At 60.6% G+C, this 24286-nt stretch carries 21 protein-coding genes; 8 read left to right on the top strand and 13 right to left on the bottom strand.

All coding sequences use genetic code 11. The features are described 5' to 3' along the window. Positions 1–40: 40 nt before the first annotated feature. From ACXAF3_RS03330 to ACXAF3_RS03365, 8 genes are all read right to left on the bottom strand, one after another. Complete coding sequence (locus tag ACXAF3_RS03330; protein ID WP_475110859.1) at positions 41–760, bottom strand: NYN domain-containing protein; 720 nt, start codon at positions 758–760, stop codon at positions 41–43. A 192-nt stretch (positions 761–952) separates the two neighbouring features. Then, the gene (locus ACXAF3_RS03335; protein ID WP_475110860.1) at positions 953–2338 is read right to left on the bottom strand and encodes a S41 family peptidase; all 1386 of its coding nucleotides are present in this window, start codon (positions 2336–2338) and stop codon (positions 953–955) included. 358 nt (positions 2339–2696) lie between these two features. Beyond that, the gene (locus tag ACXAF3_RS03340; RefSeq protein ID WP_475110861.1) at positions 2697–3281 is read right to left on the bottom strand and encodes a hypothetical protein; all 585 of its coding nucleotides are present in this window, start codon (positions 3279–3281) and stop codon (positions 2697–2699) included. A gap of 124 nt (positions 3282–3405) precedes the next feature. Beyond that, positions 3406–4104 carry an AbiV family abortive infection protein gene (locus tag ACXAF3_RS03345; RefSeq protein ID WP_475110862.1) on the bottom strand — a complete coding sequence of 233 codons (699 nt, stop codon included), beginning with the start codon at positions 4102–4104 and terminating at the stop codon, positions 3406–3408. 403 nt (positions 4105–4507) lie between these two features. Next, positions 4508–5776 (bottom strand): ribonucleotide-diphosphate reductase subunit beta, encoded by a 1269-nt coding sequence (locus tag ACXAF3_RS03350; protein ID WP_475110863.1) that lies wholly within the window; start codon positions 5774–5776, stop codon positions 4508–4510. Between the two features lie 167 nt (positions 5777–5943). Beyond that, positions 5944–8880, bottom strand: a complete 2937-nt coding sequence (locus ACXAF3_RS03355; protein ID WP_475110864.1) for a ribonucleoside-diphosphate reductase subunit alpha — start codon at positions 8878–8880, stop codon at positions 5944–5946. 816 nt (positions 8881–9696) lie between these two features. Next, positions 9697–10611, bottom strand: coding sequence for an ornithine carbamoyltransferase (argF, locus tag ACXAF3_RS03360; protein WP_475110865.1), 915 nt, complete (start codon positions 10609–10611; stop codon positions 9697–9699). A gap of 15 nt (positions 10612–10626) precedes the next feature. Beyond that, on the bottom strand, positions 10627–11814 hold the full coding sequence (locus ACXAF3_RS03365; protein ID WP_475110866.1) for an acetylornithine/succinylornithine family transaminase: 1188 nt from the start codon (positions 11812–11814) through the stop codon (positions 10627–10629). Positions 11815–12089: 275 nt separating this feature from the next. Here ACXAF3_RS03365 and grxD point away from each other — a divergent pair, with 275 nt between their 5' ends. Continuing rightward, the gene (gene grxD, locus ACXAF3_RS03370; protein WP_475110867.1) at positions 12090–12422 is read left to right on the top strand and encodes a Grx4 family monothiol glutaredoxin; all 333 of its coding nucleotides are present in this window, start codon (positions 12090–12092) and stop codon (positions 12420–12422) included. 149 nt (positions 12423–12571) lie between these two features. On the opposite strand, the gene bfr is transcribed toward grxD, so the two are convergent. The 3 genes from bfr to ACXAF3_RS03385 form a co-directional block, all read right to left on the bottom strand. After that, entirely contained in the window at positions 12572–13051 is a 480-nt protein-coding gene (bfr, locus tag ACXAF3_RS03375) for a bacterioferritin (protein WP_475110868.1), read from the bottom strand. 417 nt (positions 13052–13468) lie between these two features. Then, positions 13469–14785, bottom strand: coding sequence for a DUF2254 domain-containing protein (locus ACXAF3_RS03380; RefSeq protein ID WP_475110869.1), 1317 nt, complete (start codon positions 14783–14785; stop codon positions 13469–13471). Positions 14786–14939: 154 nt separating this feature from the next. Beyond that, on the bottom strand, positions 14940–15152 hold the full coding sequence (locus ACXAF3_RS03385; protein WP_475110870.1) for a bacterioferritin-associated ferredoxin: 213 nt from the start codon (positions 15150–15152) through the stop codon (positions 14940–14942). Between the two features lie 338 nt (positions 15153–15490). Here ACXAF3_RS03385 and ACXAF3_RS03390 point away from each other — a divergent pair, with 338 nt between their 5' ends. The 7 genes from ACXAF3_RS03390 (at position 15491) to ACXAF3_RS03420 (ending at position 23219) form a co-directional block, all read left to right on the top strand. Beyond that, the gene (locus ACXAF3_RS03390) at positions 15491–16093 is read left to right on the top strand and encodes a peroxiredoxin (RefSeq protein WP_475110871.1); all 603 of its coding nucleotides are present in this window, start codon (positions 15491–15493) and stop codon (positions 16091–16093) included. Positions 16094–16348: 255 nt separating this feature from the next. Then, positions 16349–17554, top strand: coding sequence for a serine hydrolase domain-containing protein (locus ACXAF3_RS03395; protein WP_475110872.1), 1206 nt, complete (start codon positions 16349–16351; stop codon positions 17552–17554). Between the two features lie 151 nt (positions 17555–17705). Next, entirely contained in the window at positions 17706–19628 is a 1923-nt protein-coding gene (htpG, locus tag ACXAF3_RS03400; RefSeq protein ID WP_475110873.1) for a molecular chaperone HtpG, read from the top strand. Between the two features lie 508 nt (positions 19629–20136). After that, positions 20137–21174, top strand: coding sequence for an NAD(P)H-dependent glycerol-3-phosphate dehydrogenase (locus ACXAF3_RS03405; protein WP_475110874.1), 1038 nt, complete (start codon positions 20137–20139; stop codon positions 21172–21174). Between the two features lie 38 nt (positions 21175–21212). Continuing rightward, complete coding sequence (locus ACXAF3_RS03410) at positions 21213–21722, top strand: DUF4389 domain-containing protein (RefSeq protein WP_475110875.1); 510 nt, start codon at positions 21213–21215, stop codon at positions 21720–21722. A 23-nt stretch (positions 21723–21745) separates the two neighbouring features. After that, complete coding sequence (gene sixA / locus ACXAF3_RS03415) at positions 21746–22201, top strand: phosphohistidine phosphatase SixA (RefSeq protein ID WP_475110876.1); 456 nt, start codon at positions 21746–21748, stop codon at positions 22199–22201. A gap of 151 nt (positions 22202–22352) precedes the next feature. Further along, entirely contained in the window at positions 22353–23219 is an 867-nt protein-coding gene (locus ACXAF3_RS03420) for an alpha/beta fold hydrolase (RefSeq protein ID WP_475110877.1), read from the top strand. Between the two features lie 9 nt (positions 23220–23228). Here the strand turns inward: ACXAF3_RS03420 and ACXAF3_RS03425 are convergent, their stop codons facing one another. Both ACXAF3_RS03425 and folE read right to left on the bottom strand, forming a co-directional pair. Next, positions 23229–23573 (bottom strand): 5-carboxymethyl-2-hydroxymuconate Delta-isomerase, encoded by a 345-nt coding sequence (locus tag ACXAF3_RS03425; protein WP_475110878.1) that lies wholly within the window; start codon positions 23571–23573, stop codon positions 23229–23231. A gap of 112 nt (positions 23574–23685) precedes the next feature. Beyond that, a complete protein-coding gene (gene folE, locus ACXAF3_RS03430) occupies positions 23686–24225 on the bottom strand; it encodes a GTP cyclohydrolase I FolE (protein ID WP_475110879.1) in 540 nt (179 codons plus the stop codon). Positions 24226–24286: the final 61 nt, after the last annotated feature.

Genomic DNA, 24286 nt, shown 5'->3' on the forward strand with positions numbered 1-24286 from the left:
TCTGCCCCTGGTGACTGTTGGATGCCGATTGGCGCCAATACTACTGGCTCTTCTTGTTTCTCCTGGTATCCCTGACCAGGTAGGACTTGCCCTGGCCCCGTTTCAATTCGAACAGGTCGATGGCCCGGAACAGGCTGCTCAGGTTCTTGAAACCGTAGTTGCGGCAGTCGAATGAGGTCCTGTTGGAGATGTTGGAGCCCACCGCGCCGAGTTCGGCCCAGCCATCGTCGTCCTCGGTGGCCTCGATGGCATGCCGCAGCAGGGTGATCAATTTTGCATCCGATTTGATGTTCTTGCGCTTTTCGCCGCTCTTCTCCTTGACCGTTTCCGACTGGTCGAGGAAGAGGAATTTGGAGCAGGCGTTCACGAAGGGCGGCGGCGTCTTGCGCTCGCCAAACCCGAGCACCACCTTGCCCTCCGCCAGGGCCCTGGTCACCATCGGGGTAAAGTCACAATCCGATGAGATGAAACACATCACGTCGATATCCTTGGTGTACATCACATCCATCGCATCGATCACCAGGGCGATATCGGAGGCATTCTTGCCCTTGGTCAGGTCGTATTGCTGCACTGGCTGGATGGCGTGCTCGTGCAGCAGCTCCTCCCAGGCCCTGAGCGTCGGTGACTTCCAGTTGCCATAGGCCTTGCGAATAGTGACCACACCGTATTTGGCCACCTCACTCAGGACATCTTCGAACTTTCCTGCCGGGGCATTGTCCGCATCGATGAAAAGTGCAATTTTCTGCTTAATTTCGTCCATCTTTTATCCAATATTGGCCAACTAAGGGATTGGTTTCGATCACTGTAACCGGCTGCTTGCGCCTTTGCCCGATTGTAATATTTCCAGGCAGTGAGCGATCAAGGCTTTTTCAAAAAAAGTTGATCCTGCCCTCAATGTTGATTGTCTGACATTGCCATATGTAAATGTCAGGAATTCACCCTATGCTGCTATTTATTTGCGGTTTTCCCCGATATCTTCCAGCACTGCCGCCATCACAAGATCCTTGCCGTTGAGATAAGAATCCCAGGTGTTTTCCACCGGTATATCGATTTCCAGTGATCCTATCCCCTCCAAGAGTAGCTTGTTGGGCGGCCAGCAGTCATCGAACCACCCACAACCATGAACGAGATCTGTCCAGGCCTTGGTCAAATACAGTTGAATGCCGGATTCTGGCAGCGTTGGGTAAAAGCCTTCGGCCCGAAAGCGCAATTTATCTCCAATTTCACTGCCAACGACCGTTAGCTGACTCTTCGCGAAGCGTTTGAACTGACTGGCGGCAATAATTCCGGCAGAAAACGTGTTGGGCCCAACGATCAAATAGAGCCTGCCCGAGGGGGGCACTGCACCGGATAGTGACCGCACAATAGGAAGGACCTTTGTGTAGTCGCCACCCCTGTTGTATCGAAAGTCGACAATAATATTGTTTGGCTCTTCCTGAGAAACGAGCTGGCTTATTCGCTGTTCAAATTGGTCTAGAGATTCTGACTTGTCCGCAAAGCTTGCGTTCATGCGCACATATACGGCATCGTGATCCGGGATTTCCCGGAGTAAATGTAGCTTTTCACTCTCCTGCAGGTATAGCGGGAGCGCCTGATCCCGATGTAGAAGCGAAGCCCAGCCTTTAGTATTGAAATGCTCATCGTCTGGGAAAGTGTTGCGGAAGTCCCAGAACGGGTCGCCCGGCATGATGGTTTTGTCGGCCTCGAGAACTACCGTCGTCTCCAAGCCCTGCGGACCCAGTGTGCGCAGCTCGACCGATTGCTGATGGACATCGGCACCGAGAAGCGCGAGCGCGCTTGGGGCGGAAAACAAGAACTGGCTGCGATATCGCTGCCAGGCTGGCGTTCCGCCTCCCGTTAATGTGGCTGTCTCCTGGATCATGGATTCAGGAGTCTTTCCTCCCAGATAGAGGATGCGGTGGCCCAGCAGATGGGCATACTCTGGCCGCGCCTTAACGATAATCAGGCCGTCAGCGGTCCAGTGAAAGCGCAGTGGGAGGCGATACATCTTCGTTGTCAGCACTGTGGTATGGGCGTTGTCGAAAACAGCCAATGCCCATAGTGCGATAAGCGTCAGATCGTCAGCCGTGGTGGGGGTTGGAGCTTCTTCAACAATGCTTGAGAATCGCGCAGCTTGCTCGGGAGTAATATCCTTTTCGTTGGCAAGAACGACATCGTGGAAGAATGCCAAGTCGGATTGCAGTGACGGTGTGGGGCCTGCTGGCGGAATTGCCGGTTTCTTGAGCATTTGCAGGCCGCCGGCTGACACGAAAACCGCGGCCAGAAGCAGGTTCAGTAGAATATACCCGGCAAAAATTTTTACTAGGATTCGTTTCATTATTTTGTTGCTCCCGGGGGTGTTTTTCAGGAGAGGCGGCCGTCATTACTCGGAGCGCCATCAATCTTTAGTGGATTGATATTCTCGCTGTATGTTCATGGGTACAGGGTTAAAGCTGAATCGGCCTGAATTTGATAGGCAAATAGGAGTGGGTAAAATTCTGGCGCATGTTTTCTGGTGATTCAATATCAAGATGTTGATTTGATCCGTTTTCTAAGAGAAGTTGATTTCGGTGTCAAAAATTTACTCTGACCCAAATATCCCTGATCGCGCCGGAGGAGGGGGTGGAAAAGTCCGCGACAGCGAACCATTGCTATCAGGTGACGTCTCGACTGGCTAGGATAGGGAATCCCTGTCGCTATAGGACTTCCCCAATAGTGCTTGACAGGTCTTCGTGAAATACCAGGCCGCGCAGACCCTTGTTGGCACAGGCATCTTTAAATCGCTCTGTGCAGTACAGATGGGTGCAGGAATCGAAACCCGTCTTAAATAGCGGCTTGGTTCCCACTGACTCAGCGCGGAAACCCAGGCTCTTGATTCCTGTTTCCCCGAACTCGTCATGCAACTTTGCAGAAACCGATTCGTCTGCCTCGACCATGGCATGAACGACAAACAGGTGAAACTGTCTGTTCTGACACTGGAAAGGCAGGAACTCGCCAAACGGACCGATCAGGCCTTCGAGGGCAGACATGGCTTTTGGGGAGAGTGCCAGCGAAGAACTATTCCAGATATAGATATCGGGAACTTCCTCAATAACCTTGCTGCCGGTTGTCGTCATATCATAGTAAACACCGTGACAATCGGGCCAGTTCCCGCCAATCGGTGCCGAGGCCTCCCTCAACTCATCAAAGATATCGTCGTCGTAGGCTTCAGTGATCTTACAAGAGTCGATCTCCAGAAGGCCAAAGACGCTGCTCACTTCTTGAAGTCTGAAATACTTCATGCCAATAGTTTCATTTTCTCTTTATAGGCCAGCTGCTTCTCTTCACGCATAAAAAGGATGCGGTCGCCTTCTTCCAGGTGTCTCCTGATCCGGCGAAGATTTTGAACCAGGCTCTGCTGGTCATTCAAATGCCCGATATAGTCGACGACCATCTTTTCGTAGGCCAGGGTGTGAATGTTTGCAGGCCTTGCATTTCACATGTAAATTGTAAGGCTTGACCCCGTATGTTGACCTGACCCCGTATGTTCTGCTCAATCAGCCCTGTGTGCCCGGTATAGCCCACTAGCCGATCATCACCAGCCTCAATGGCAAGCAGCAGTATTTCTCTTACCTTGCTTCTGGAGATCAAATCACGCGGAGTGACGGATTGGCCGTCAGAACGGCTGAAGTAAAGGGAATCCTCACGAAGACTACGAAATTCGCCATTTGTAGCCTCTTTCAGGAGCCCCTTACAGCGTTCTTCCCCAAGCGTATCCTCTAACCGCTTACCCATTAATACGGTGGGAAGAATTGCCATTTGATGTTTAGCTGCATGATTGAATAGTTTATCGTTCCCTCGTTTCGTTGGTTTGATATTTTTTTCTCTGCGGTACAAGCCTACCTCGGCTTTCGCGATTTCTTCGATTGCCGTAATAGCCAGGAATACCGCGGTTCCATAGGAATCACGCTCGAAGCAAGAAACTGCATCGCGAAGCAAAACCACTATATGATCACAGGCCCGATCGAAGTCCACGCCCTTCGATTTTTCGCCAAACACGAGTTCTCCGTTCTCGATGGCTATTCCAATTGCATCTAAGCCAACATTCTGCGGATCGGTTTCCATGTTTATTCCTAACAGTTTATTCAAAAGACGCGTCTTTATATCCAGTCATCGTCTATCCATGGTGTGGAAATGAAGGTGGGTCAAGAAATTTATTATTTTCAATTATTTATCGACCCTCATCAAAAGGGTTTTGCGTAGAAACAGGACGCGTCGCGTTTAGTAACCTGAATTGCTGTAGTTTGATCATAAGTGGTGCCCATTTAAAGTCAATGACTTAGGAAAATCCTGCCGTGGATAGACGACGCGTCTCGTGATCTTGGCCTGTTTCCTCTGTGTTTTGATAGTTCGGCAGATCATTTTTGGGGAACACAAAAAAAGCGGGCTTTCGCCCGCTTTCAATACCTCTCTTCCTGTGAGCGACTACTTATTGTAGTTGTCCCTGCTTATTGCTTCTTGGCTGTTCTTACCATTGAAGCGCACCGCCGGTCTGGTATTCGATAACCCGCGTTTCGAAGAAGTTCTTCTCCTTGCGCAGGTCCATAATCTCGGACATCCAGGGGAAGGGGTTCTGGGCGCCCGGGAACTGTTCTTTCAGGCCCAGCTGCGAGAGCCGGCGGTTGGCGATAAAGTGCAGGTATTCCTCCATCATGTTCGCGTTCATGCCGAGCACGCCGCGGGGCATGGTGTCGCGGGCGTAGGCCACTTCCAGTTCCATGCCTTCGAGGATCATCTGCGTGACTTCCTGCTGGAATTCCGGCGTCCACAGGTGCGGGTTTTCCAGCTTGATCTGGTTGATCACGTCGATGCCGAAGTTCAGGTGCATGGATTCGTCGCGCAGGATGTACTGGAATTGCTCGGCGACGCCGGTCATCTTGTTGCGGCGGCCCATGGACAGTATCTGGCTGAAGCCGCAGTAGAAGAAGATGCCCTCGGTGACGGCGTAGAAGGCGATCAGGTTGCGCAGCAGTTCCTGGTCGGCTTCCGGCGTGCCGGTCTTGAAGGTGGGATCGCCGATGGCCTGGGTGTGCGACAGGCTCCAGGCGGCCTTCTTGGCCACGCTCGGCACCTCGCGGTACATGTTGAACACTTCGCCCTCGTCCATGCCCAGGGACTCCACGCAGTACTGGTAGGCGTGGGTGTGGATGGCCTCCTCGAAGGACTGGCGCAGCAGGTACTGGCGGCACTCCGGGTTGGTGATATGGCGGTAGATGGCCAGCACCAGGTTGTTGGCCACCAGGGAATCGGCGGTGGAGAAGTAGCCCAGGGAGTACATGACGATGCGGCGTTCGTCCTCGGTCAGACCGTTGGGGTCTTTCCACATGGACACGTCCTTGTTCATGTTCACTTCCTGCGGCATCCAGTGGTTGGCGCAGCCGTCGAGGTATTTCTGCCAGGCCCAGTCGTACTTGAAGGGCACCAGCTGGTTCAGGTCGGCGCGGCAGTTGATGATGCGCTTTTCGTCCACTTGGATGCGGGCGGCGCCCATCTCCAGTTCTTCCAGACCCGGGGCCGGGTCCATCTCGGCTACGGCGGCCCGCGCGGCTTCGACGGCGGAGGAGGGCGCCGCGCTCGAAGGCGTGGTTTGGGCCGCGGGCGACGCCGGAGCGCTGGTAGCCTCGTAGGCGGGGCTCGGCTCGGATACTTCTTTTTGCAGCGTCTCCGGCGCCGGTCGCGGTTCGGTGGCTTTGGTGGATTTTTGGGGCTGTGTGTCGAAGTCGTCCCAGCTCAGCATAGTTGGCCTTTTGATCCGTCTTTTCTTTGTGTGTTCGGTAGTTGGTGTTTTCAGTTTCTCTGCTCGGCTATCGCCGATTTGCGGAGCCGGAGCTCCGCGTTTCCGGGCATTCGCCTGTTCTAGTGACGCTCTCCCCCGAGCGTTCTTTTTACTCGGGCGGGTGGCCTTTACTGGCAGGCCTCGCAGTCCGGGTCGTCCAGGGAGCAGGCCTTGGGCACGGCTGCCGGGGCCGGCTCCGCTTGCGCCGGGGCCGCCGCCGGTGCGGCCGCGACGCCGCTGCCGCCTGCGCTGACCGCGTTCAGGGTGCCGCTGTTCACGGTGGATTTCTCCGTGGTGGTGGCGGCCAGGGCGCGCAGGTAGTAGGTGGTCTTCAGGCCGCGGTACCAGGCCATGCGGTACGTCAGGTCCAGCTTCTTGCCGTCGGCACCGGCGATGTACAGGTTCAGGGACTGGGCCTGGTCGATCCACTTCTGGCGGCGGCTGGCGGCGTCGACGATCCAGCGCGGCTCCACTTCGAAGGCGGTGCGGTACTTGGCCTTCAGGTCTTCCGGCACGCGGTCGATCTTCTGCACAGAACCTTCATAGTATTTGAGGTCGTTGACCATGACCTGGTCCCACAGGCCGCGATCCTTCAGGTCGTGCACCAGGTAGGGGTTGACCACGGTGAATTCGCCGGACAGGTTCGACTTCACGTACAGGTTCTGGTACGTGGGCTCGATGGACTGGGAGACGCCGGTGATATTGGCGATGGTCGCGGTCGGGGCTATCGCCATCACGTTGGAGTTGCGCATGCCCTGTTTCTTCACCTTCTCGCGCAGGCTGTCCCAGTCCAGGGTGGCGCTGGTGTCCTGCTCGATAAACTGCTCGCCGCGCTGTTCGGCCAGTATCTTGATGGAGTCCAGCGGCAGTATGCCCTTGCTCCACAGAGAGCCCTCGTAGCTCTGGTATTTGCCGCGCTCCACCGCCAGGTCGCTGGAGGCGGAGATGGCCTGGTAGCTGATCGCCTCCATGGTGGTATCGGCGAACTGCACCGCCTCTTCACTGGCGTAGGAGATGCCGGCCTTGTACAGCGCGTCCTGGAAGCCCATCAGGCCCAGGCCCACCGGGCGGTGGCGCATGTTGGACTGGCGCGCGGTCTCCACCGAGTAGTAGTTGATGTCGATGACGTTATCGAGCATGCGCACGGCGGTCTTGACGGTGCGGGCCAGTTTTTCCCGGTCCAGTTCGCCGGCATCGTTGATGTGCTGGGCCAGGTTCACCGAGCCCAGGTTGCACACGGCGATTTCGTCACCGGCCTTGGTGTTCAGCGTGATCTCGGTGCACAGGTTGGAGCTGTGTACCACGCCGGCGTGCTGCTGCGGGCTGCGCAGGTTGCAGCTGTCCTTGAAGGTGATCCAGGGGTGGCCGGTCTCGAACAGCATGCCCAGCATCTTGCGCCACAGGTCCACCGCGCGGATCTTCTTGTGCAGCTTCAGCTTGCCTTCCGCGACCAGGCGCTCGTAGTGCTCGTAGCGCTCCTCGAACGCCTTGCCGTACAGGTCGTGCAGGTCCGGGCAGTCCGCCGGGGAGAAGAGGGTCCACTCCTTGTCTTCGAAGACGCGCTTCATAAACAGGTCCGGCACCCAGTTGGCGGTGTTCATGTCGTGGGTGCGGCGGCGGTCGTCGCCGGTGTTCTTGCGCAGCTCGAGGAATTCCTCGATATCCAGGTGCCAGGTTTCGAGGTACGCACACACGGCGCCCTTGCGCTTGCCGCCCTGGTTGACCGCCACCGCGGTGTCGTTGGCCACTTTCAGGAAGGGCACGACGCCCTGGGACTTGCCGTTGGTGCCCTTGATGTAGGAGCCGAGCGAGCGTACCGGGGTCCAGTCGTTGCCGAGGCCGCCTGCCCACTTGGACAGCATGGCGTTGTCCTGGATGGCGCCGTAGATGCCGTGCAGGTCGTCCGGTACCGTGGTCAGGTAGCAGGAGGACAGCTGCGGGCGCAGGGTGCCGGCGTTGAACAGGGTCGGCGTGGAGCTCATGTAGTCGAAGGAGGAGAGCAGGTTGTAGAACTCGATCGCGCGCGCGTTCTTGTCGTCCTCGTTGATGGCCAGCCCCATGGCGACGCGCATAAAGAAGATCTGCGGCAGCTCGAAGCGGGTGTCGTCAGAGTGCAGGAAGTAGCGGTCGTACAGGGTCTGCAGGCCCAGGTAGGTGAACTGGTGATCGCGCTCGGCTTTGAGTGCCGCGCCCAGTTGCTCCAGGTCGAAGGTGGCCAGTGCCGGGTCCAGCAGTTCCAGCTCGATACCCTTGGCGACATAGGCGGGCAGGGCCGCCGCGTAGAGGCTTTCCATCTCGTGCGCTGTGGCGCGCTCGGCCACGCCGAGGAAGCGCAGGGCCTCGCTGCGCAGCTTGTCGAGGAGCAGGCTGGAAGTGGCGTAGGTGTAGTTGGGCTCCTGTTCGACCAGGGTGCGCGCGGTGATTACCAGCGCGGTGTTGATATCGGTTTCGGAGACGCCGTCGTAGAGGTTTTTCAGCGCCTCGTTCAGGATGGCCTCGCCGTCCACGTCCTTCAGGCCCTCGCAGGCCTCGGCCACGATAGTGCGCAGGCGCTCCATGTCAAGCGGTACCAGGCTGCCGTCTTCCATCTTGACGCGGATACTCGGGTGGGCGTCCGCGGGCTGGGCGGCCTTGGCCTGCTTTTCCTTCTCGGCGCGCAGGCGGGCGTGCTCCTCGCGGTAGAGGACATAGTCGCGGGCGATCTTGTGTTCGCCGGCGCGCATCAGCGCCAGTTCCACCTGGTCCTGGATTTCCTCGATATGGATGGTGCCGCCGGAGGGCATGCGGCGCTTGAAGGTGGCGCTGATCTGCGCAACCAGTTCGCCCACCTTTTCGTGGATGCGGCTGGAGGCCGCGGCGGTGCCCCCCTCGACGGCGAGGAACGCCTTGGTGACAGCGACGGAGATCTTGCTGTCATCGTAGAGGACTACGGTGCCGTTGCGCTTGATAACGCGTATCTGCCCCGGCGCGGTGGCGGCGAGGCTGGTGCCGCCGTTGGCCTGATCCTTGGAAGTGCCCGCATTTTCTGAAGGCACGGATTGAGAGCGCCCTGTCTCTGTGTGCATGAAGATCTCCGCAAGATTTGTACTGTTGTTTTTTCCGCTACTGCCTGTTGAACAGCGCCGCCGAACGGGTGATCCCCGGCGGCGGGCAGGGTGCGGAACGGGTCCGTCGTTTTTCCCAGGCTTCCCGCAAACTCGTCGCGCTGGGCTCGAGCCGGGATGGGAACAGGCCGCTTTGCCGGCGGCGGCGCCTGAGGGCGCGACCTCCGAGTGCCTGCGGCGGAGAGTCCGTTCCGCCTGTTACCTCTGAATCGCTTTGAAAAGCTCTGTCTGACTGGCGGCACCACCGGCCACGGTCTGTGGGTGGGGCGCCGCGCCGGATTCGGCTCCGTTGAATTGGGGTCCTTACCGGATCGCACCCCAACATATTGGGGTGGCGTCTCGACTGCGCTACAAGATAATGCGGTGGGGGGGCTAATTCAAGGCGAATAACTTCGTGGTTTTTTGTGGATAAATTGTGGGTAGGCGGTGAAGGTCAGTGGCCACTTTGGCGCCAGCGCCCGCCGTTACTGGGGGTGGTTGAATCGTGTACAGCGGCTTTTTGTCCGGGGGGATTTTTAAGAATTTTTTTTAATAGTAACCGCCCCCTAAATTAATCGTGGCAATAACTGTTTCGTCCTGTCTAGTCGTTGAGCAAAGTGGTACTCGGATGCACAGTTTTCTTGGCGTCTATTTAATCCCTGCGTGAAATTTGATCGGGGGGCGATCGCGGCCATGGGCCGCTCCTACGGGGGGAGATATTTCAGAATTCTGTAGGAGCGGCCCATGGTCGCGATCGATTTTTGCGCAATGGCAAAACGCCGGCGGAAAAGTGGGCAGTTACTTGCTGTTCTCCGCCAGGAATTCCATCAGCGCCTTCTGCGCGTGCAGGCGGTTTTCCGCCTCGTCCCAGACCACGGAGATGTTTTCGTCCTCCAGCAGTTCACCGCTCACCTCCTCGCCGCGGTGCGCCGGCAGGCAGTGCATAAACACCGCGTCGCTGTTGGCGTGGCTCATCAGCTCGTGGTCGACGAGGAAGCCCTCGAAGGCCTTGATACGGATCTGCTGCTCCGTCTCCTGGCCCATCGATGCCCAGACGTCGGTGGCCACCCAGTCCGCGCCGCGCACCGCGTCCACCGGCTTGCGCACTATGGTGACGCGGTCGGAGGCGGCGGAGACGATCGACTCGTCCGGTTCGTAGCCCTCGGGGCAGGCGATGCGCAGCTCGAAGTCGCACTGGCGCGCGGCGTTGATATAGGAGTGGCACATGTTGTTGCCGTCGCCGACCCAGGCCACCACCTTGCCCGCCGGGCTGCCGCGGTGCTCCACATAGGTCTGGATGTCGGCCAGCAACTGGCACGGGTGGTAGCTGTCGGACAGGGCGTTGATCACCGGCACGCGCGAGTACTCGGCGAAGCGCTCCAGCACGTTGTGGCCGAAGGTGCGGATCATCACCATGTCCACCATGCGCGAGATGACCCGCGCGCTGTCTTCGATCGGCTCGCCGCGGCCCAGCTGGGTGTCGCGCGGGGACAGGAACAGGGCGCTGCCGCCCATCTGCGCCATGCCCGCCTCGAAGGACACGCGGGTGCGGGTGGAGGACTTCTCGAAGATCATGCCGAGCACCTTGTCGCGGAAGGGCTCGGTGGTGATGCCCTGGGCGCGCAGCGCCTTCAGTTCGATGGCGCGCTCGATAACGCCCATCAGTTCATCCCTGGACAGGTCCAGCAGGGTCAGGAAGTGTCTGGTGGCCATAAGTCGTTTCCCCTCTTAAGTCAGGCCGCACCGGGCAAATTGTTGAATCAGTGCGCTGACCGTATTCGCGATCCGCTCGCACTCGTCGTCGGTCAGGGTCAGCGGCGGCAGCAGGCGTACCACATTGCCGGCGGTGACATTGATCAGCAGCCCCTCGGCGCGCGCCATGTCCACCAGTTCGGCGCAGGGGCGGTCGAGTTCTATGCCGACCAGCAGCCCGAGGCCGCGCACCTCCCTGACCGCTGCGCAGTCCCCCAGCCGCAGGCGCAGCTGTTGCAGCAGGCGCTGGCCGAGCCGTTCGGCGCGCTCGATCAGCCACTCGCGCTCCAGGGTTTCCAGCACCGCGAGGCCGGCGCGGCAGGCCAGCGGGTTGCCGCCGAAGGTGGAGCCGTGGCTGCCGGCGGTGAACAGCTGCGCCGCCACACCGCGCGCCAGGCAGGCGCCGATGGGCACGCCGTTGCCGAGACCTTTGGCGGTGGTGACCACATCCGGCAGTATACCGGCGTGCTGGTAGGCGAACAGCTTGCCGCTGCGGCCGTTGGCGGTCTGGATTTCGTCCAGCATCAGCAGCCAGTCGTGTTTGTCGCAGAGGGCGCGCAGTTTGTTCAGATAGTCGCTGGCCGGCACGCGGATTCCGCCCTCTCCCTGCACCGGCTCCACCAGTATCGCGACTATGTCGTCGTGGCTGGCGGCCAGCCGCTCGATCGCGGGTACATCGTCGAAGGGCACGCGCAGGAAGCCCTCCGGCAGCGGCGCGAAGCCCTGCTGCACTTTTTCATTGCCGGTGGCGGTCAAGGTGGCGAGGGTGCGGCCGTGGAAGGCGCCCTCCATCACGACAATCCTGGGCAGCGCCAGGCCGCGCTCGTTGCCGAGTCTGCGCGCCAGCTTGATGGCCGCCTCGTTGGCCTCGGCGCCGGAGTTGGAGAAGAAGACATTGTCCATGCCGGACAGGAACACCAGCCTGTCCGCCAGCTGCTCCTGCGCCGGGATGTTGTACAGGTTGGACACATGCAGCAGGGTGTTGGCCTGCTCCTGCAGGGCCAGTGTCACCGCCGGGTGGCAGTGGCCCAGCCCGCAGACGGCGATACCGGAGAGGGCGTCCAGGTATCGTCGGCCGGCGTCATCCCACACGTAGTTGCCCTCGCCCCTGGTCAGCGTCAGGGTCCTGTCTCCGTAGTTCTGCATCAGTGCGGGTGTGGCCACTGCCTGTCTCCTATTGTGGTGGCGCTGAAAAAACGGGATTTCCGCAGATAATTCGGTGCGACCGGCTACGCTCCGCAGTTTCCCCGGGAGGCCGGCAATACTACCATATGGGCGATGTCGCGCCAGGCATGGAGGCCATCGTTTTTCCGGGCTTCCCGCCGATCATCCGGCTTTTCGTACCCGGCGCCACACTGGGTTACAATGCCGGCCAGCGCGCAACTGCCCGGCGCAGCATTTTTACCCAACACTTCCACTACCCGAGGTTAGTCATCCCTATGGACACACTGGAGAACATCAAGCAGCAGATCGCCGACAACGCCATACTGCTCTATATGAAAGGCAGCCCCAACGCACCTCAGTGCGGCTTTTCCATGCGCGCCTCCCAGGCGCTGATGGCCTGCGGTAAGCGCTTTGCCTATGTGGATGTGCTGTCCAACCCGGATATCCGCGCCGAACTGCCCAAGTACGCCAACTGGCCCACCTTTCCGCAGCTGTGGGTGAAGGGCGAGCTGATCGGCGGCTGTGACATCATTATGGAAATGTACGAGAACGGCGAGTTGAAGACGCTGATCGACGAGGCGGCGGCCGAGAGCGAGGGCGGCGAGTAAGAAGCGCCTTTTTGCAGAGACAAAAAAACCGCGGCCATTGCCGCGGTTTTTTTGTGGGAGTACCCGTGCGCTTTCCTTGTAGGAGCCTGCTTGCAGGCGAAAAGTCCGGTGCTCCGCAGCTGTTCACCTGCAAGCAGGCTCCCACCATCTTATTCCGAGGCCTTTTCCATCTGCGACTGCAGGTAATTCTGGATGCCCACCTTGTCGATCAGTTCCAGTTGGGTTTCCAGCCAGTCGACGTGTTCCTCTTCGGACTCGAGAATTTTTTTCAGCAGTTCGCGGCTGCCGTAGTCGCGCACCGATTCGCAGTAGGCGATGGCGTCGCGCAGATCGGGGATGGCCTTGGACTCCAGTTTCAGGTCGCACTTGAGCATTTCCACCGTGTCTTCGCCGATCAGCAGTTTGCCCAGGTGCTGCAGGTTCGGGATGCCCTCGAGGAAAAGAATGCGCTCGATCAGCCAATCGGCGTGCTTCATCTCATCGATGGACTCGTGATACTCGTGCTTGCCCAGCGCTTTCAGACCCCAGTTGTCGTACATACGGGCGTGCAGGAAATACTGGTTGATCGCAACCAGCTCGTTGCCCAGTACTTTGTTCAGGTGTTCGATGACTTTGGGATCGCCTTTCATAGCTTTTGCTCCTGTGGCCCTGCGAGCGCGAATCGGTCTGCAGAGTATTCCTGTTGTTGGTTGCCGGATTGACAATGTCTGCCGCTGCTCGGTTGCCCTGAAATTATTGTAGGGTCGCAACCGCAATGGGGGCGAGTTTGCGGTGCGCTCACGGGTGTGTCAAGCGCGCCGCGGCTTTGCGCAAAGGGGGAAAAACAAGGGGTTTAACGCAAATTCGGCCAAGAAGCTGAACGAAAACGATTCTGTTTTATTAACCCGGCAACCGAACAGGTTAACGGGTTAATGCGGCACAGGGATATGCCGCCGCCGGCCATCGGCCGGCGCGAGCCCGCGAAATACCAGCAGATTCGCGTATCTGCGCCAGTATTTCGCGGGCGGCAATGAAATATATGAGGATTCATATATTTTATTGCCGGGTTAATAGTTCGACAGTTTCCGTTGAATTTGCGCAATGTTCTCTTCGATGATCGAGAGGTCGGTGCGGCTCTCGATAAAAACCGGGCTGTCATCGGCGAGGCGCTGCAGGTAATCGTGCAGCGCTTTTTTGTCGCCTTCCCGCGCGCAGACATCGGCCAGATCCGAAAGCGCGCTGAGCAGATGGCGCATCACGACGCCGTTGGCGCGGCCGTGTTCGCAGATTTCGTCCAGGGCGGCGTCGAGCAGCTGGGCAAATTCCAGTTCGCTGCTGAGCAGGCGCAGGTGCCCTTCGGCATCGCTGAAGCAATTGGGCGGTTGCGGCCGCTGCACCACCGTGCCCAACCCCTCGATCAGGCGGTCGATACAGGAGTAGGCGGTATAGGGATCGTTGACGCCGGGCGACAGGGCGCGCACTGCGATCTGCGACAGCTGGCGCACCGAGTAGACGATATCCTGCTCCGCCGTGGGCAGCGGGCCGATTTGCAGGGCCGCGTGCACCTTTGCGATCAGTGTGTCGGAATTGGCGCGGGCCTGATAGATGCGGCCGATGCTGCCCCAGTGGTGCAGGTAGGCGCCCGGGTGGCAGGTGATCTGCAGGCAGCAGTCGTACTCCTGTGCCAGCGCGATCAGCTTTGCTCTGTCCACCAGCTGCACATAGCCGCCGCGCTCGGCGGGGATGTCAATCCAGCCGCGGCCGAGCTCCAGCCGCCGCGGATCAAATAACTCGCCGCCGCTATCTTCCACCGAGCGCGGATATTCGCGCTCTATGGCGCGGTGAAATTCCAGATTGATGCGGTGGGCGATATTGTCCACCTGGATGGATTGGGCCACGTTGTGGATGAAGTAGATCAGAAAGCCGATGCTGATCAGGGCCAGTGCCAGCCCCGCCTGCACCGCCAGGTCATAGCTGGCCGCCTCATCGCCGAGTGAGTCGATACTGCGCATGGTCATCAGCGCATAGACGAAGGTGGAGAGGAAGATGCCCAGGGACGCCTGGGTGCCGCGGTCGCGGATAAAGTTGCGCACCAGGCGCGGCCCGAACTGGTTGGAGGCGAGCGTCAGGGCCACGACGGTGATGGAGAAGACGGTGCCGGCGACGGTGATGGTGGACGCGGCGATGGTGGAGAGCAGGGCGCGGGCGCTGTCGGGGTCGCTCAGGCGCAGCCAGTCGAGGCCGAACAGTTCCGCCGGATCTATCCATATATCCAGCAGGCGCAGGATATGGGCCAGGAGCATGGCCAGCAGGATCATCACGAGCGGCAGGCTCCAGAAGCTGGCGCGCAGTCTTTCGCCCAGGTGTACAAGATACTGTTTCATGGATGCGCTGACGCGGCGGGTACGGATGTGAAGTCAGCTTAGTCCAGCGGGTTGCGGGCGTTGCCGGCGGGGAGGGGAGTGGGTGAGTCGCGCGCCGATCGCCTTTCGGCGACCGGGCCTCAGTGGGGGCACCCTCTCTGGGGGTGGGATAAAACTAGCTGGCGGAATAGAACAGGCCGTTGTTGGCGGCCGCGATCACGCCGCCGGCCATGGTCTCGTCGATAATCTCCTGGGTCAGCTCGGCGCAGCGACCGCACTGGGAGGAGACGCCCAGGTGGCGGCGCAGGGCTTTCACCGAAGTGGAGCCGTCGTAGACGGCCTCTTTGATCTGACGGTCGGTAATGCCTTTACAGATACACACGTACATCGTTGCTGGAACCCTGGCGTAGTATTCGCTCACATTTGGACAGTGTGCAGATCGTATTGCAAGTGAGAATGAGTGTCAATAAGATTCTGTGACGCTCAATTCTCAGTCTAGTCGTATTATTTGTGACCGGATGGACGCTTGTGACCAGGGGTGGAGATTGGGTCTCAGGTATGGAATTGCGCCACTATCGACGCCATATAAAAATTTTATGGGACTGCAATAGACGGCTGTGTATCATAGCGGCCCACTATCAATTCTTATTTAATTTATAGCGCTTGCATATAAATTGATCACTTCACCTTGCATCAATAACCCATCATTGGATTGAGGAGGTTCTCATGGCAGTACTGGTAGGCAAACCAGCACCGGATTTCACCGCGGCGGCGGTACTGGGCAACGGCGAGATCGTCGATTCCTTTAACCTGAAAGAAGCCATCAAGGGCAAGAAGGCCGTGGTCTTCTTCTACCCGCTGGACTTCACCTTCGTGTGCCCGTCCGAGCTGATCGCTTTCGATCACCGCTACGCGGAGTTCCAGAAGCGCGGCGTGGAGGTGATCGGTGTGTCCATCGATTCCCAGTTCTCCCACAACGCCTGGCGCAACACCCCGGTCAACGAAGGCGGTATCGGCCCGGTCAAGTACACCCTGGTAGCGGATGTGAAGCACGAAATCTGCCAGGCCTATGACGTAGAGGCCGAAGCCGGCGTCGCTTTCCGCGGCTCCTTCCTGATCGACGAAGAGGGCGTGGTGCGCCATCAGGTGGTCAACGACCTGCCGCTGGGCCGCAACGTCGACGAGATGCTGCGCATGGTCGACGCGCTGGCGTTCCACCAGGAGCACGGCGAAGTCTGCCCGGCCGGCTGGCAGGAAGGCGACAAGGGCATGAACGCCTCCCCGGAAGGCGTAGCGGCCTATCTGAGCGAGAACGCCGACAAGCTGTAAGCCTCGGCGCCAGCGGGGCGCATCGCGCCCCTTCGCGAAAAACCGCCTTCGGGCGGTTTTTTTGTGTCCGGCGGCGGGTGGCCGCTGACTGTTTCTGCCCCGCCGGCCACTCACCGCCCGGCATCCAATGGGGTACAATGCAGCCCCTCGCCCGGAGGCGGATGCAGGCGGCGGACGAGGGGAGAATCTTTCCTCCCGCTGCTAGTCTTACAACAAGTACCGGAACCAGATTGCCGCGGCGGCTCGAAGTACGGCATGAGACCTACACACCTGTTCACCACTATCATCCGCTGTCTGCGCCGGCGTGGCGCACTGCAAATCTGCCTGGCGTTGATACTCTGCGCCTCGGGGCTGTCCGCGCGCGCGGCGGAAGTGGATATCGACAGCAGCGCCAAGGAGTTCGACCGCTATTTCCGCCTGCTGATGAAGAAAAAGGGCATTCCCGGCGGCGCCTATGTGATTGTCGACGGCGACCGGGTGGTGGCGATGGACACCTACGGCGTGCGGGTCAAGGGCAAAAAAGGCAGGGTGGACCGCAATACGGTGTTCCGCCTCGCCTCGGTTTCCAAGACCTTCGCCGCCAGTATGGCCGCGGTGCTCGAGCACGAGAAGAAATTCAGCTGGGCGGACAAGGTGGTGCGCTATGTGCCCGAGCTCAGCTTCAAGACCCCCTCCCTGTCGCGGCAGTTACAGGTGGAGCACCTGTTGAGCCACTCCTCCGGCCTGACCCCCAACGCCTACGACAACTATCTGGAAGACAACAAGCCGCTCAGCAAGATACTGCCCAAGTTCGCCAATATCGACCCGCGCTGTACCCCGGGCAAGTGCTACGGCTACCAGAATGTGCTCTTCAGCCTGATCGAGGACGTGATCTACAAGGCCACAGGCGTGACCTATGAGCGGCAGTTGAAAGAGCGCTTCTTTATCCCGCTGAAGATGGACAACGCCTCTGTCGGCTGGGAGAGCTTTATGGCCAGCGACAACCGCGCCGCCCCCCATGTGCAGACCGGCAGGGGCTGGCGCCCGGTGAAGGTGGAGAGGGAGTACTACCTGGCGGCGCCGGCGGCCGGCGTCAACGCCAGCATCTCCGACATGGCGCAGTGGCTGAAGGCACAGATGGGCTACTACCCGAAGGTGCTGTCCCCCGAGGTGATCGAGGATATGACCACCGAGCGGGTCGCGACCCAGCGGCATATGCGCCACCGCGTCTGGCGCGACTACCTGTCCCACGCCGGCTACGGCCTCGGCTGGCGCCTGTATACCATCGGCGACGACCGCATCATCTACCACGGCGGCTGGGTGGCCGGCTTCCGCGCCGCGGTGGCCTATTCGGAGAAGCAGAAGATCGGTATAGCGATTCTGATGAACGCCGAGTCGCGCGTGATCGCCGACCTGACCGCCAATTTCGTTATCGATATCACCGGCAACGGCACCCTGGCCACGGCTATGGCCAACAAATAGCCCCATACCTATACCCGCTGCCCGCCGTGTAGGGGCCGAAGGCGCCGCGAATAGCGGCAGCGCTGGAACTCTGCGACCGGCCCTTGAAACCCCGCCACTCACCCCTATATCTGCTCCCTGTTCCGAATGAAGTGTACGGGGAGACGAATCCATGACCGTTGAGGCCCACAAAGAGAGCCACGGTTTCCAGACGGAAGCCAAGCAACTGCTGCACCTGATGATCCACTCGCTCTACTCCAACAAGGAGATCTTCCTGCGCGAACTGGTATCCAATGCCTCCGACGCCGCCGACAAGCTGCGCTTCGAGGCCCTGTCCAAGCCGGAGCTGCTCGCAGAGGACCCCGACCTGCGCATCCGCATCGAGTTCGACAAGGAGGAGGGCACCCTTACCATCACCGACAACGGCATCGGTATGAGCCGCGACGAGGTGATCGAGAACCTGGGTACCATCGCCCGCTCCGGCACCGCCGCCTTTATGCAGCAGCTGACCGGTGACCAGAAGAAGGACGCGCACCTGATCGGCCAGTTCGGTGTGGGCTTCTACTCCGCGTTTATCGTCGCCGACAAGGTGGACGTCTTCACCCGCCGCGCCGGCCTGGGTGCCGACCAGGGTGTGCACTGGGAGTGCCACGGCGAGGCCGAGTACTCGGTGGAGAATGTCGAGTGGCCGCACCGCGGCACCCGCGTGGTGCTGCACCTGAAGGAGGATGCCAAGGAGTTCGCCGACGGCTGGCGCCTCCGCTCCATCATCAAGAAGTATTCAGACCATATCGCCATCCCGGTGGAGATGCTGAAGGAGCAGGCCCCGTCCGCCGAGGGCGAGGACAAAGAGGGCGAAGACAAAAAAGCCCCGGAGTTCGAGGCAGTCAACGCCGCCCAGGCCCTGTGGACTCGCCCCAGAAGCGAGATCAAGTCCGAGGAGTACAAGGAGTTCTACAAGCATATCTCCCACGACTTCGACGACCCGCTCACCTGGAGCCACAACCGCGTCGAGGGCAAGCTGGATTACACCAGCCTGCTGTACATCCCCGGCCGCGCGCCTTTCGACCTGTACCAGCGCGACGCCGCCCGCGGCCTGAAACTGTATGTGCAGCGCACCTTTATCATGGACGACGCCGAGCAGTTCCTGCCGCTCTACCTGCGCTTCGTCAAGGGCGTGCTGGACTCCAATGACCTGCCGCTGAACGTGTCCCGCGAGATACTGCAGAAGGATCGCAACACCGACGCCATCAAGAGCGCCCTGACCAAGCGGGTGCTGGACATGCTCGAGAAGCTGGCGAAAAAGGACGCGGAGCAGTACCAGAAGTTCTGGGATCTGTTCGGCAACGTGATGAAAGAGGGCCCGGCGGAGGACTTCGCCAACCGGGAGAAGATCGCCAAGCTGCTGCGCTTCTCCAGCACCCACACCGACGAGCCCAAGCAGGACCAGTCTCTCGAGGACTATGTGGGCCGCATGAAGGAGGGCCAGAAGTACATCTACTACGTCTGCGCCGACAACTTCGCCACCGCCAAGTCCAGCCCCTACCTGGAGGTGTTCCGCAAGAAGGGCATAGAGGTGCTGCTGCTCACCGATCAGGTGGACGAGTGGTTCGTCGGCCATATGCACGAGTTCGACGGCAAGCCGTTCCAGGACGTGGCCAAGGGCGCGCTGGACCTGGGCGACGCCGAGAGCGAGGAGGACAAGGCCGAGCGCGAGAAGGTGGAGAAGGAAGCCGGTGCGCTGGTGGAGCGGGTCAAGGAAGTCCTGAAAGGCCGCGTCGAGGAAGTGCGCGCGACCACGCGCCTGGTGGACTCCCCGGCCTGCCTGGTGGTCAGCGAGCAGGATATGGGCCCGCAGATGCGCCGCATCCTCGAGCAGGCCGGTCAGAAGCTGCCGGAGGCCAAGCCGATCTTCGAGCTGAACCCGTCCCACCCGCTGGTGCAGCGACTGGATCAGGAGCAGGACGAGGACCGTTTCGCGGACCTGACCAATATCCTGATGGACCAGGCCAACCTGGCCGCCGGCAACCAGCTGGCCGACCCGGCGGACTATGTGCGCCGCCTGAATGCGCTGCTGCTGGAGCTGAACCGCTAGAGTTCCTCCCCGCTCCCTTGTGGGGGCGGGGGCCTTGTGGCCGCTTCCGTGGCGGCGCTGCTACCGGTATTCGTTTGCGGGACACGCCGTGAACCCGTCCATGGGGGCTTGTCTGCGAGATCCCTCTCGCAGACAGTCCCGCAAACGAATACCGGTATCAGCCCCTTCGCATTGGGCTTTCGAGCTTTATCAGCCTTCTGAGGTGCCGGAAAACGGCTGATGCTAAATGCGCAGGTCCTGCTGCCGGGGGCCTTTTGCCAGACCTTTCACGGCCATGGATGGCCGTGGAGAGCGTACACGGATGTATTCATAGCGTGTCTGGCAAAAGGCCCCCGGCAGCAGGGCCGCCGCCCGACTGGCTACCGCCACTACCTATAAGGCGTCACTGATCCTTATTTAGCTCAATATTTATCCACCCTGACCGAAATCCACATTTTTCTCCCACCGTCGTTGGGCTGCCACACCAGCCCCTCTATAATCCGCAAAACTCAAAAAAACGTAAGCGGTTATGACGAATCAGCAGGAAACTTCCCAACCCCTATCCATCGCCGTCCTCGGTGGCGGCAGTTTCGGCACGGCGATCGCGAATATCGTCGCCGGCAATGGCCACGACACCCGCCAGTGGATGCGCGACGAGGCGCGCGCGGCGGACTGTCGCAAGATGCGCGAGAACCACTACTACCTGCCCGGCGTGCCCCTGCACCCGGAACTCGACGTCACCAGCGACCTGCCGCGGGCCGTCGACGGCTGTCAGATAGTGTTTGTGGCCATACCCTCGAAATCCTTCCGCGAAGTGGTGCAGCGGGTGGCACCGCTGCTGGCGCCGGGCACGATACTGATTTCCACCACCAAGGGCATAGAGCACGACAGCTTCCACCTGATGAGCGACATACTGCGCGAAGAGACCAGCGGTATGCGCATCGGTGTGCTGAGCGGGCCCAACTTCGCCAAGGAAATCGTCGAGGGGCACTACACCGCCACCGTGATCGCCAGCGAGGACGAGGAGCTCTGCTCGAGCATCCAGAAAGTGCTGCACTCGGAGACCTTCCGCATCTACTCGAGCAAGGATGTGTTCGGGGTGGAGCTGGCCGGCGCGCTGAAAAATATCTACGCGATCGTCACCGGCATGGCCGCCGCGCTGGAGCGCGGGCAGAACACCATCAGCCTGCTGATCACCCGCGCCCTGGCGGAGATGATGCGCTTCGCCGAGGCCATGGGCGCGGACCCGATGACCTTTATCGGCCTCGCCGGTGTCGGCGACCTGATACTGACCTGCTCCTCCGACCTCAGCCGCAACTACCGCGTCGGCTACCTGGTAGGCCGGGGGCGTCCGCTGGAACAGGCTGTCGCGGAAATCGGTCAGGTGGCCGAGGGCGTCAACACGGTTCGCCTGATCAAGCGCAAAGCCGATGAAATGGGCGTCTATATGCCCTTGGTTTCCGCGATTCACGCCATATTATTTGAGGAGCGGCCGATTCCGGAGGTAATACGCGATTTGATGTCGGGCGCGCAGACATTCGATGTGGCCTATTCGGCAAAGCCGTAGACTTAGGTAAAGAGAGCCAAATCCTGACGGGGAACTTTATGGACAACGACGACCTGAAAAAAAATCTGACCTCCGGTAACCAGTGGATGCGCCTGCTGTATATGGTGCTCTTCTTCTTCCTGCTGGAAATCGCCGGCCTGGTGATGCTGGCGGTGGTGGTGCTGCAATTCCTGTTTGCCATTTTTACCGGCAGCGCCAACGACAACCTGCGCCGCCTCGGGGACCAGATCGCCTCCTATTTCTACCAGACGCTGCAATTCCTGATTTACAACACCGAGGAAAAACCCTTCCCCTTCTCCGAGTGGCCGGAATCCGATATCGAGGACCTGTCCGGATACGAGAGTGCCGAGGAGGTGGATGCGGAAGTGGTTTCCGATGCCGAAGAAGCCGAAGAGGCGATTGTGCTCGGCAGCGACGAGGCGGAAGAGAAGGCGCCCGAGAAGAAGCCTGCGGCGGGCCGAAAAAAGTCCTCCTCCGCTGGGAAATCCTCAGCGGCGGAGAAGCCCACGGAGGACGCCAAAGAGGATGAAAGCAGCGGCAAGGTGTAGAGACGCCCACAGGGAGGCTCGATGTGCAACTGCTGATACTGCGCCACGGCCAGGCCGAGCCGATGGTCGGCGACGATGCCGCCCGCCAGCTGACCGATCGCGGCCGCGAGGAGGTGGCGCAGGTTTGTGAAAAGCGCGCTGGCGAACTGGCCCGGGTGCGCGCCATCTGGGCCAGCCCCTTCGTGCGCACCCAGCAGACGGCGCAGATAGTCGCCGACAAGCTGGGGCTGCCGGTCGAGACGGAACCCCTGCTGATCGGCGATACGCCCCCGCAGCGGCTGCTGGACGCATTGCCGCAGGCGGAGGAGGCCTTCCCGCTGCTGCTGGTCAGCCATCAGCCCCTGGTCGGCAGCCTGGTCAACGGCCTCTGCGGCAGCGGCAACCAACACCCAATGGGCACCGCGAGCCTCGCCTGCCTCAGCGCCGAAGTCTGGGCCAGCGGCTGCGCCGAACTCGACTGGCTGCAGCACAGCGAATAGCCGGATCGCCGGATCGCCGGATCGCCGGCCGCGCCGCCAGGCGCCCTTGCCGATAGTGCGGGTCACCAACCATCCTGGCCCATCGGGTCATTGCAGGCCGCCATCAATCGCTGCAACATTTCCCGCCTGTTTGTTCCGGATGTCGCCGCCCATGAATCAATCTCCCCGCGAAATCAATCTCGAGTTCGACGGCAAGGCCATCGCCGCCCGCCGCTGGGGCTCACCCTCCGGCGAGCCGGTGCTGGCCCTGCACGGCTGGCTCGACAACTGTGCCAGCTTCGACCGGCTGGCGCCGCTGCTCGGCGACATAGACCTGGTGGCCGTCGATATGGCCGGACACGGCCGCAGTTACCACCGCTCCCGCGATGCCAACTACAACATCTGGGAGGAGGTGGAGGATGTGCTGGGTATGGCGCAGGCGCTGGGCTGGCACGACTTCTCGCTGCTGGCGCACTCCCGCGGCGCCGTGGCCGCGATGATCACCGCCGGTACCTTCCCCGGCCGCGTCAAGAGGCTGGCGCTGATCGACGGCCTGGTGCCGCCGCCGGCGGAAGACCGGGAGGCGCCGGAAATCCTCGCCAAGGCCATAGCCCAGCGGGCCCGCTACGGCGCGCGCAAGCCGCGCCACTTCGACGCCTTCGAGGAGGCGGTGGAGGCGCGCAGGAAGGGGATGTTTCCGCTGTCGCAGGACGCGGCCCGCGCACTGACCGAGCGCGGCACCCTGCGGATCGGCGCGGGTGTCACCTGGAGCAATGATCCGCGCCTGATGGCCACTTCCACCGCCAAGTTGAACAACGCCCAGGTACAGGCTTTCCTCGACAGGGCCGCGATGCCGGTGCGCCTGGTGCTGGCGCGCGAGGGGATAGTGAATATGATCGAGCGGCTGCGCCCGGTGCTGGAGGGCCGCGAAAATATCCAGGTGAGGGAGCTCCCCGGCGGCCACCATCTGCATATGGAGGAGGGCGCCGAGGCGATTGCGGAGTGGTTCGGCCCCTTCCTGCGCGGCGACGTCGATTAATCACCTTCCCTAGAAAGGCAGGCGCTTCGAGTAGCAGCCGGAGTCCATCTCCCGCACCTCCACCGTCACCGCCGGCACGCCGTCGGCGAACTGGCATAGGCAGTTGAACACCGCCGAGCTGAGTTCTTCCCGCTCCCGCTCGCTGCGGCCCTCGAGCAGGCGGATTTCCGCGTGGATAAAGCTGCCACCCTTCTCGCCGGCGATAAACTGGTCATAGGGCAGGGCGCGGGTCTTGATGGTGTGGGGCGCGAAGAGACCGGACTGGTGCATCGCCTCCTGCGCGGAGCTGACCAGCGCGGCGATGGAGATTTTGTCCTCGAGCTTCTTCGCGTACTCGATTACCAGATGGGGCATAGGTCTCTCTCCGGGGCGGGGGGTGCAGGAGCCTGCTTGCAGGCGAACGGCCGGGAGGCTTGGGCCATTCGCCTGCAAGCAGGCTCCTACGGGGCGTTTAAAGCTTAGCGGGTTACCGGATCAGGGACAGGAACTCGTTGCGGGTCGCCTGGTTGCTGCGGAAGGTGCCGAGCATGGCCGAGGTCTTCATCACCGAGTTCTGCTTCTCGACGCCGCGCATCATCATGCACATATGTTTGGCCTCGATGATCACGCCGACGCCGGCGGCGTTGGTGACCTTCTGCAGCGTCTCGGCGATTTCCACCGTCAACTGCTCCTGGATCTGCAGGCGGCGCGCGAACATGTCGACGATGCGCGCGACCTTGGACAGGCCCACCACCTTGCCGTCGGGAATATAGGCCACATGCGCCTTGCCGATAAACGGCAGCAGGTGGTGCTCGCACAGGGAGTAGAGCTCTATGTCCTTGACCAGCACCATCTCGCTGCAATCGGACGGGAAGAGGGCGCCGTTGACGACTTCGTCGACTGTCTGTTTGTAGCCGCGGGTCAGGTATTCCATCGCCTTTGCCGCCCGCTCGGGGGTGTCGACCAGGCCGGGGCGTTGCGGATCCTCACCGATTGCTTCGATAATTCGCGCGTAGTGTTCGTTCATGCTGTACGTTTCCAACATCTCAGCCCGAGAGGGCGGGTGCGCTACCCTAAGCTTTTGTCAT

Source organism: Microbulbifer sp. ABF4_143, from assembly GCF_056160225.1.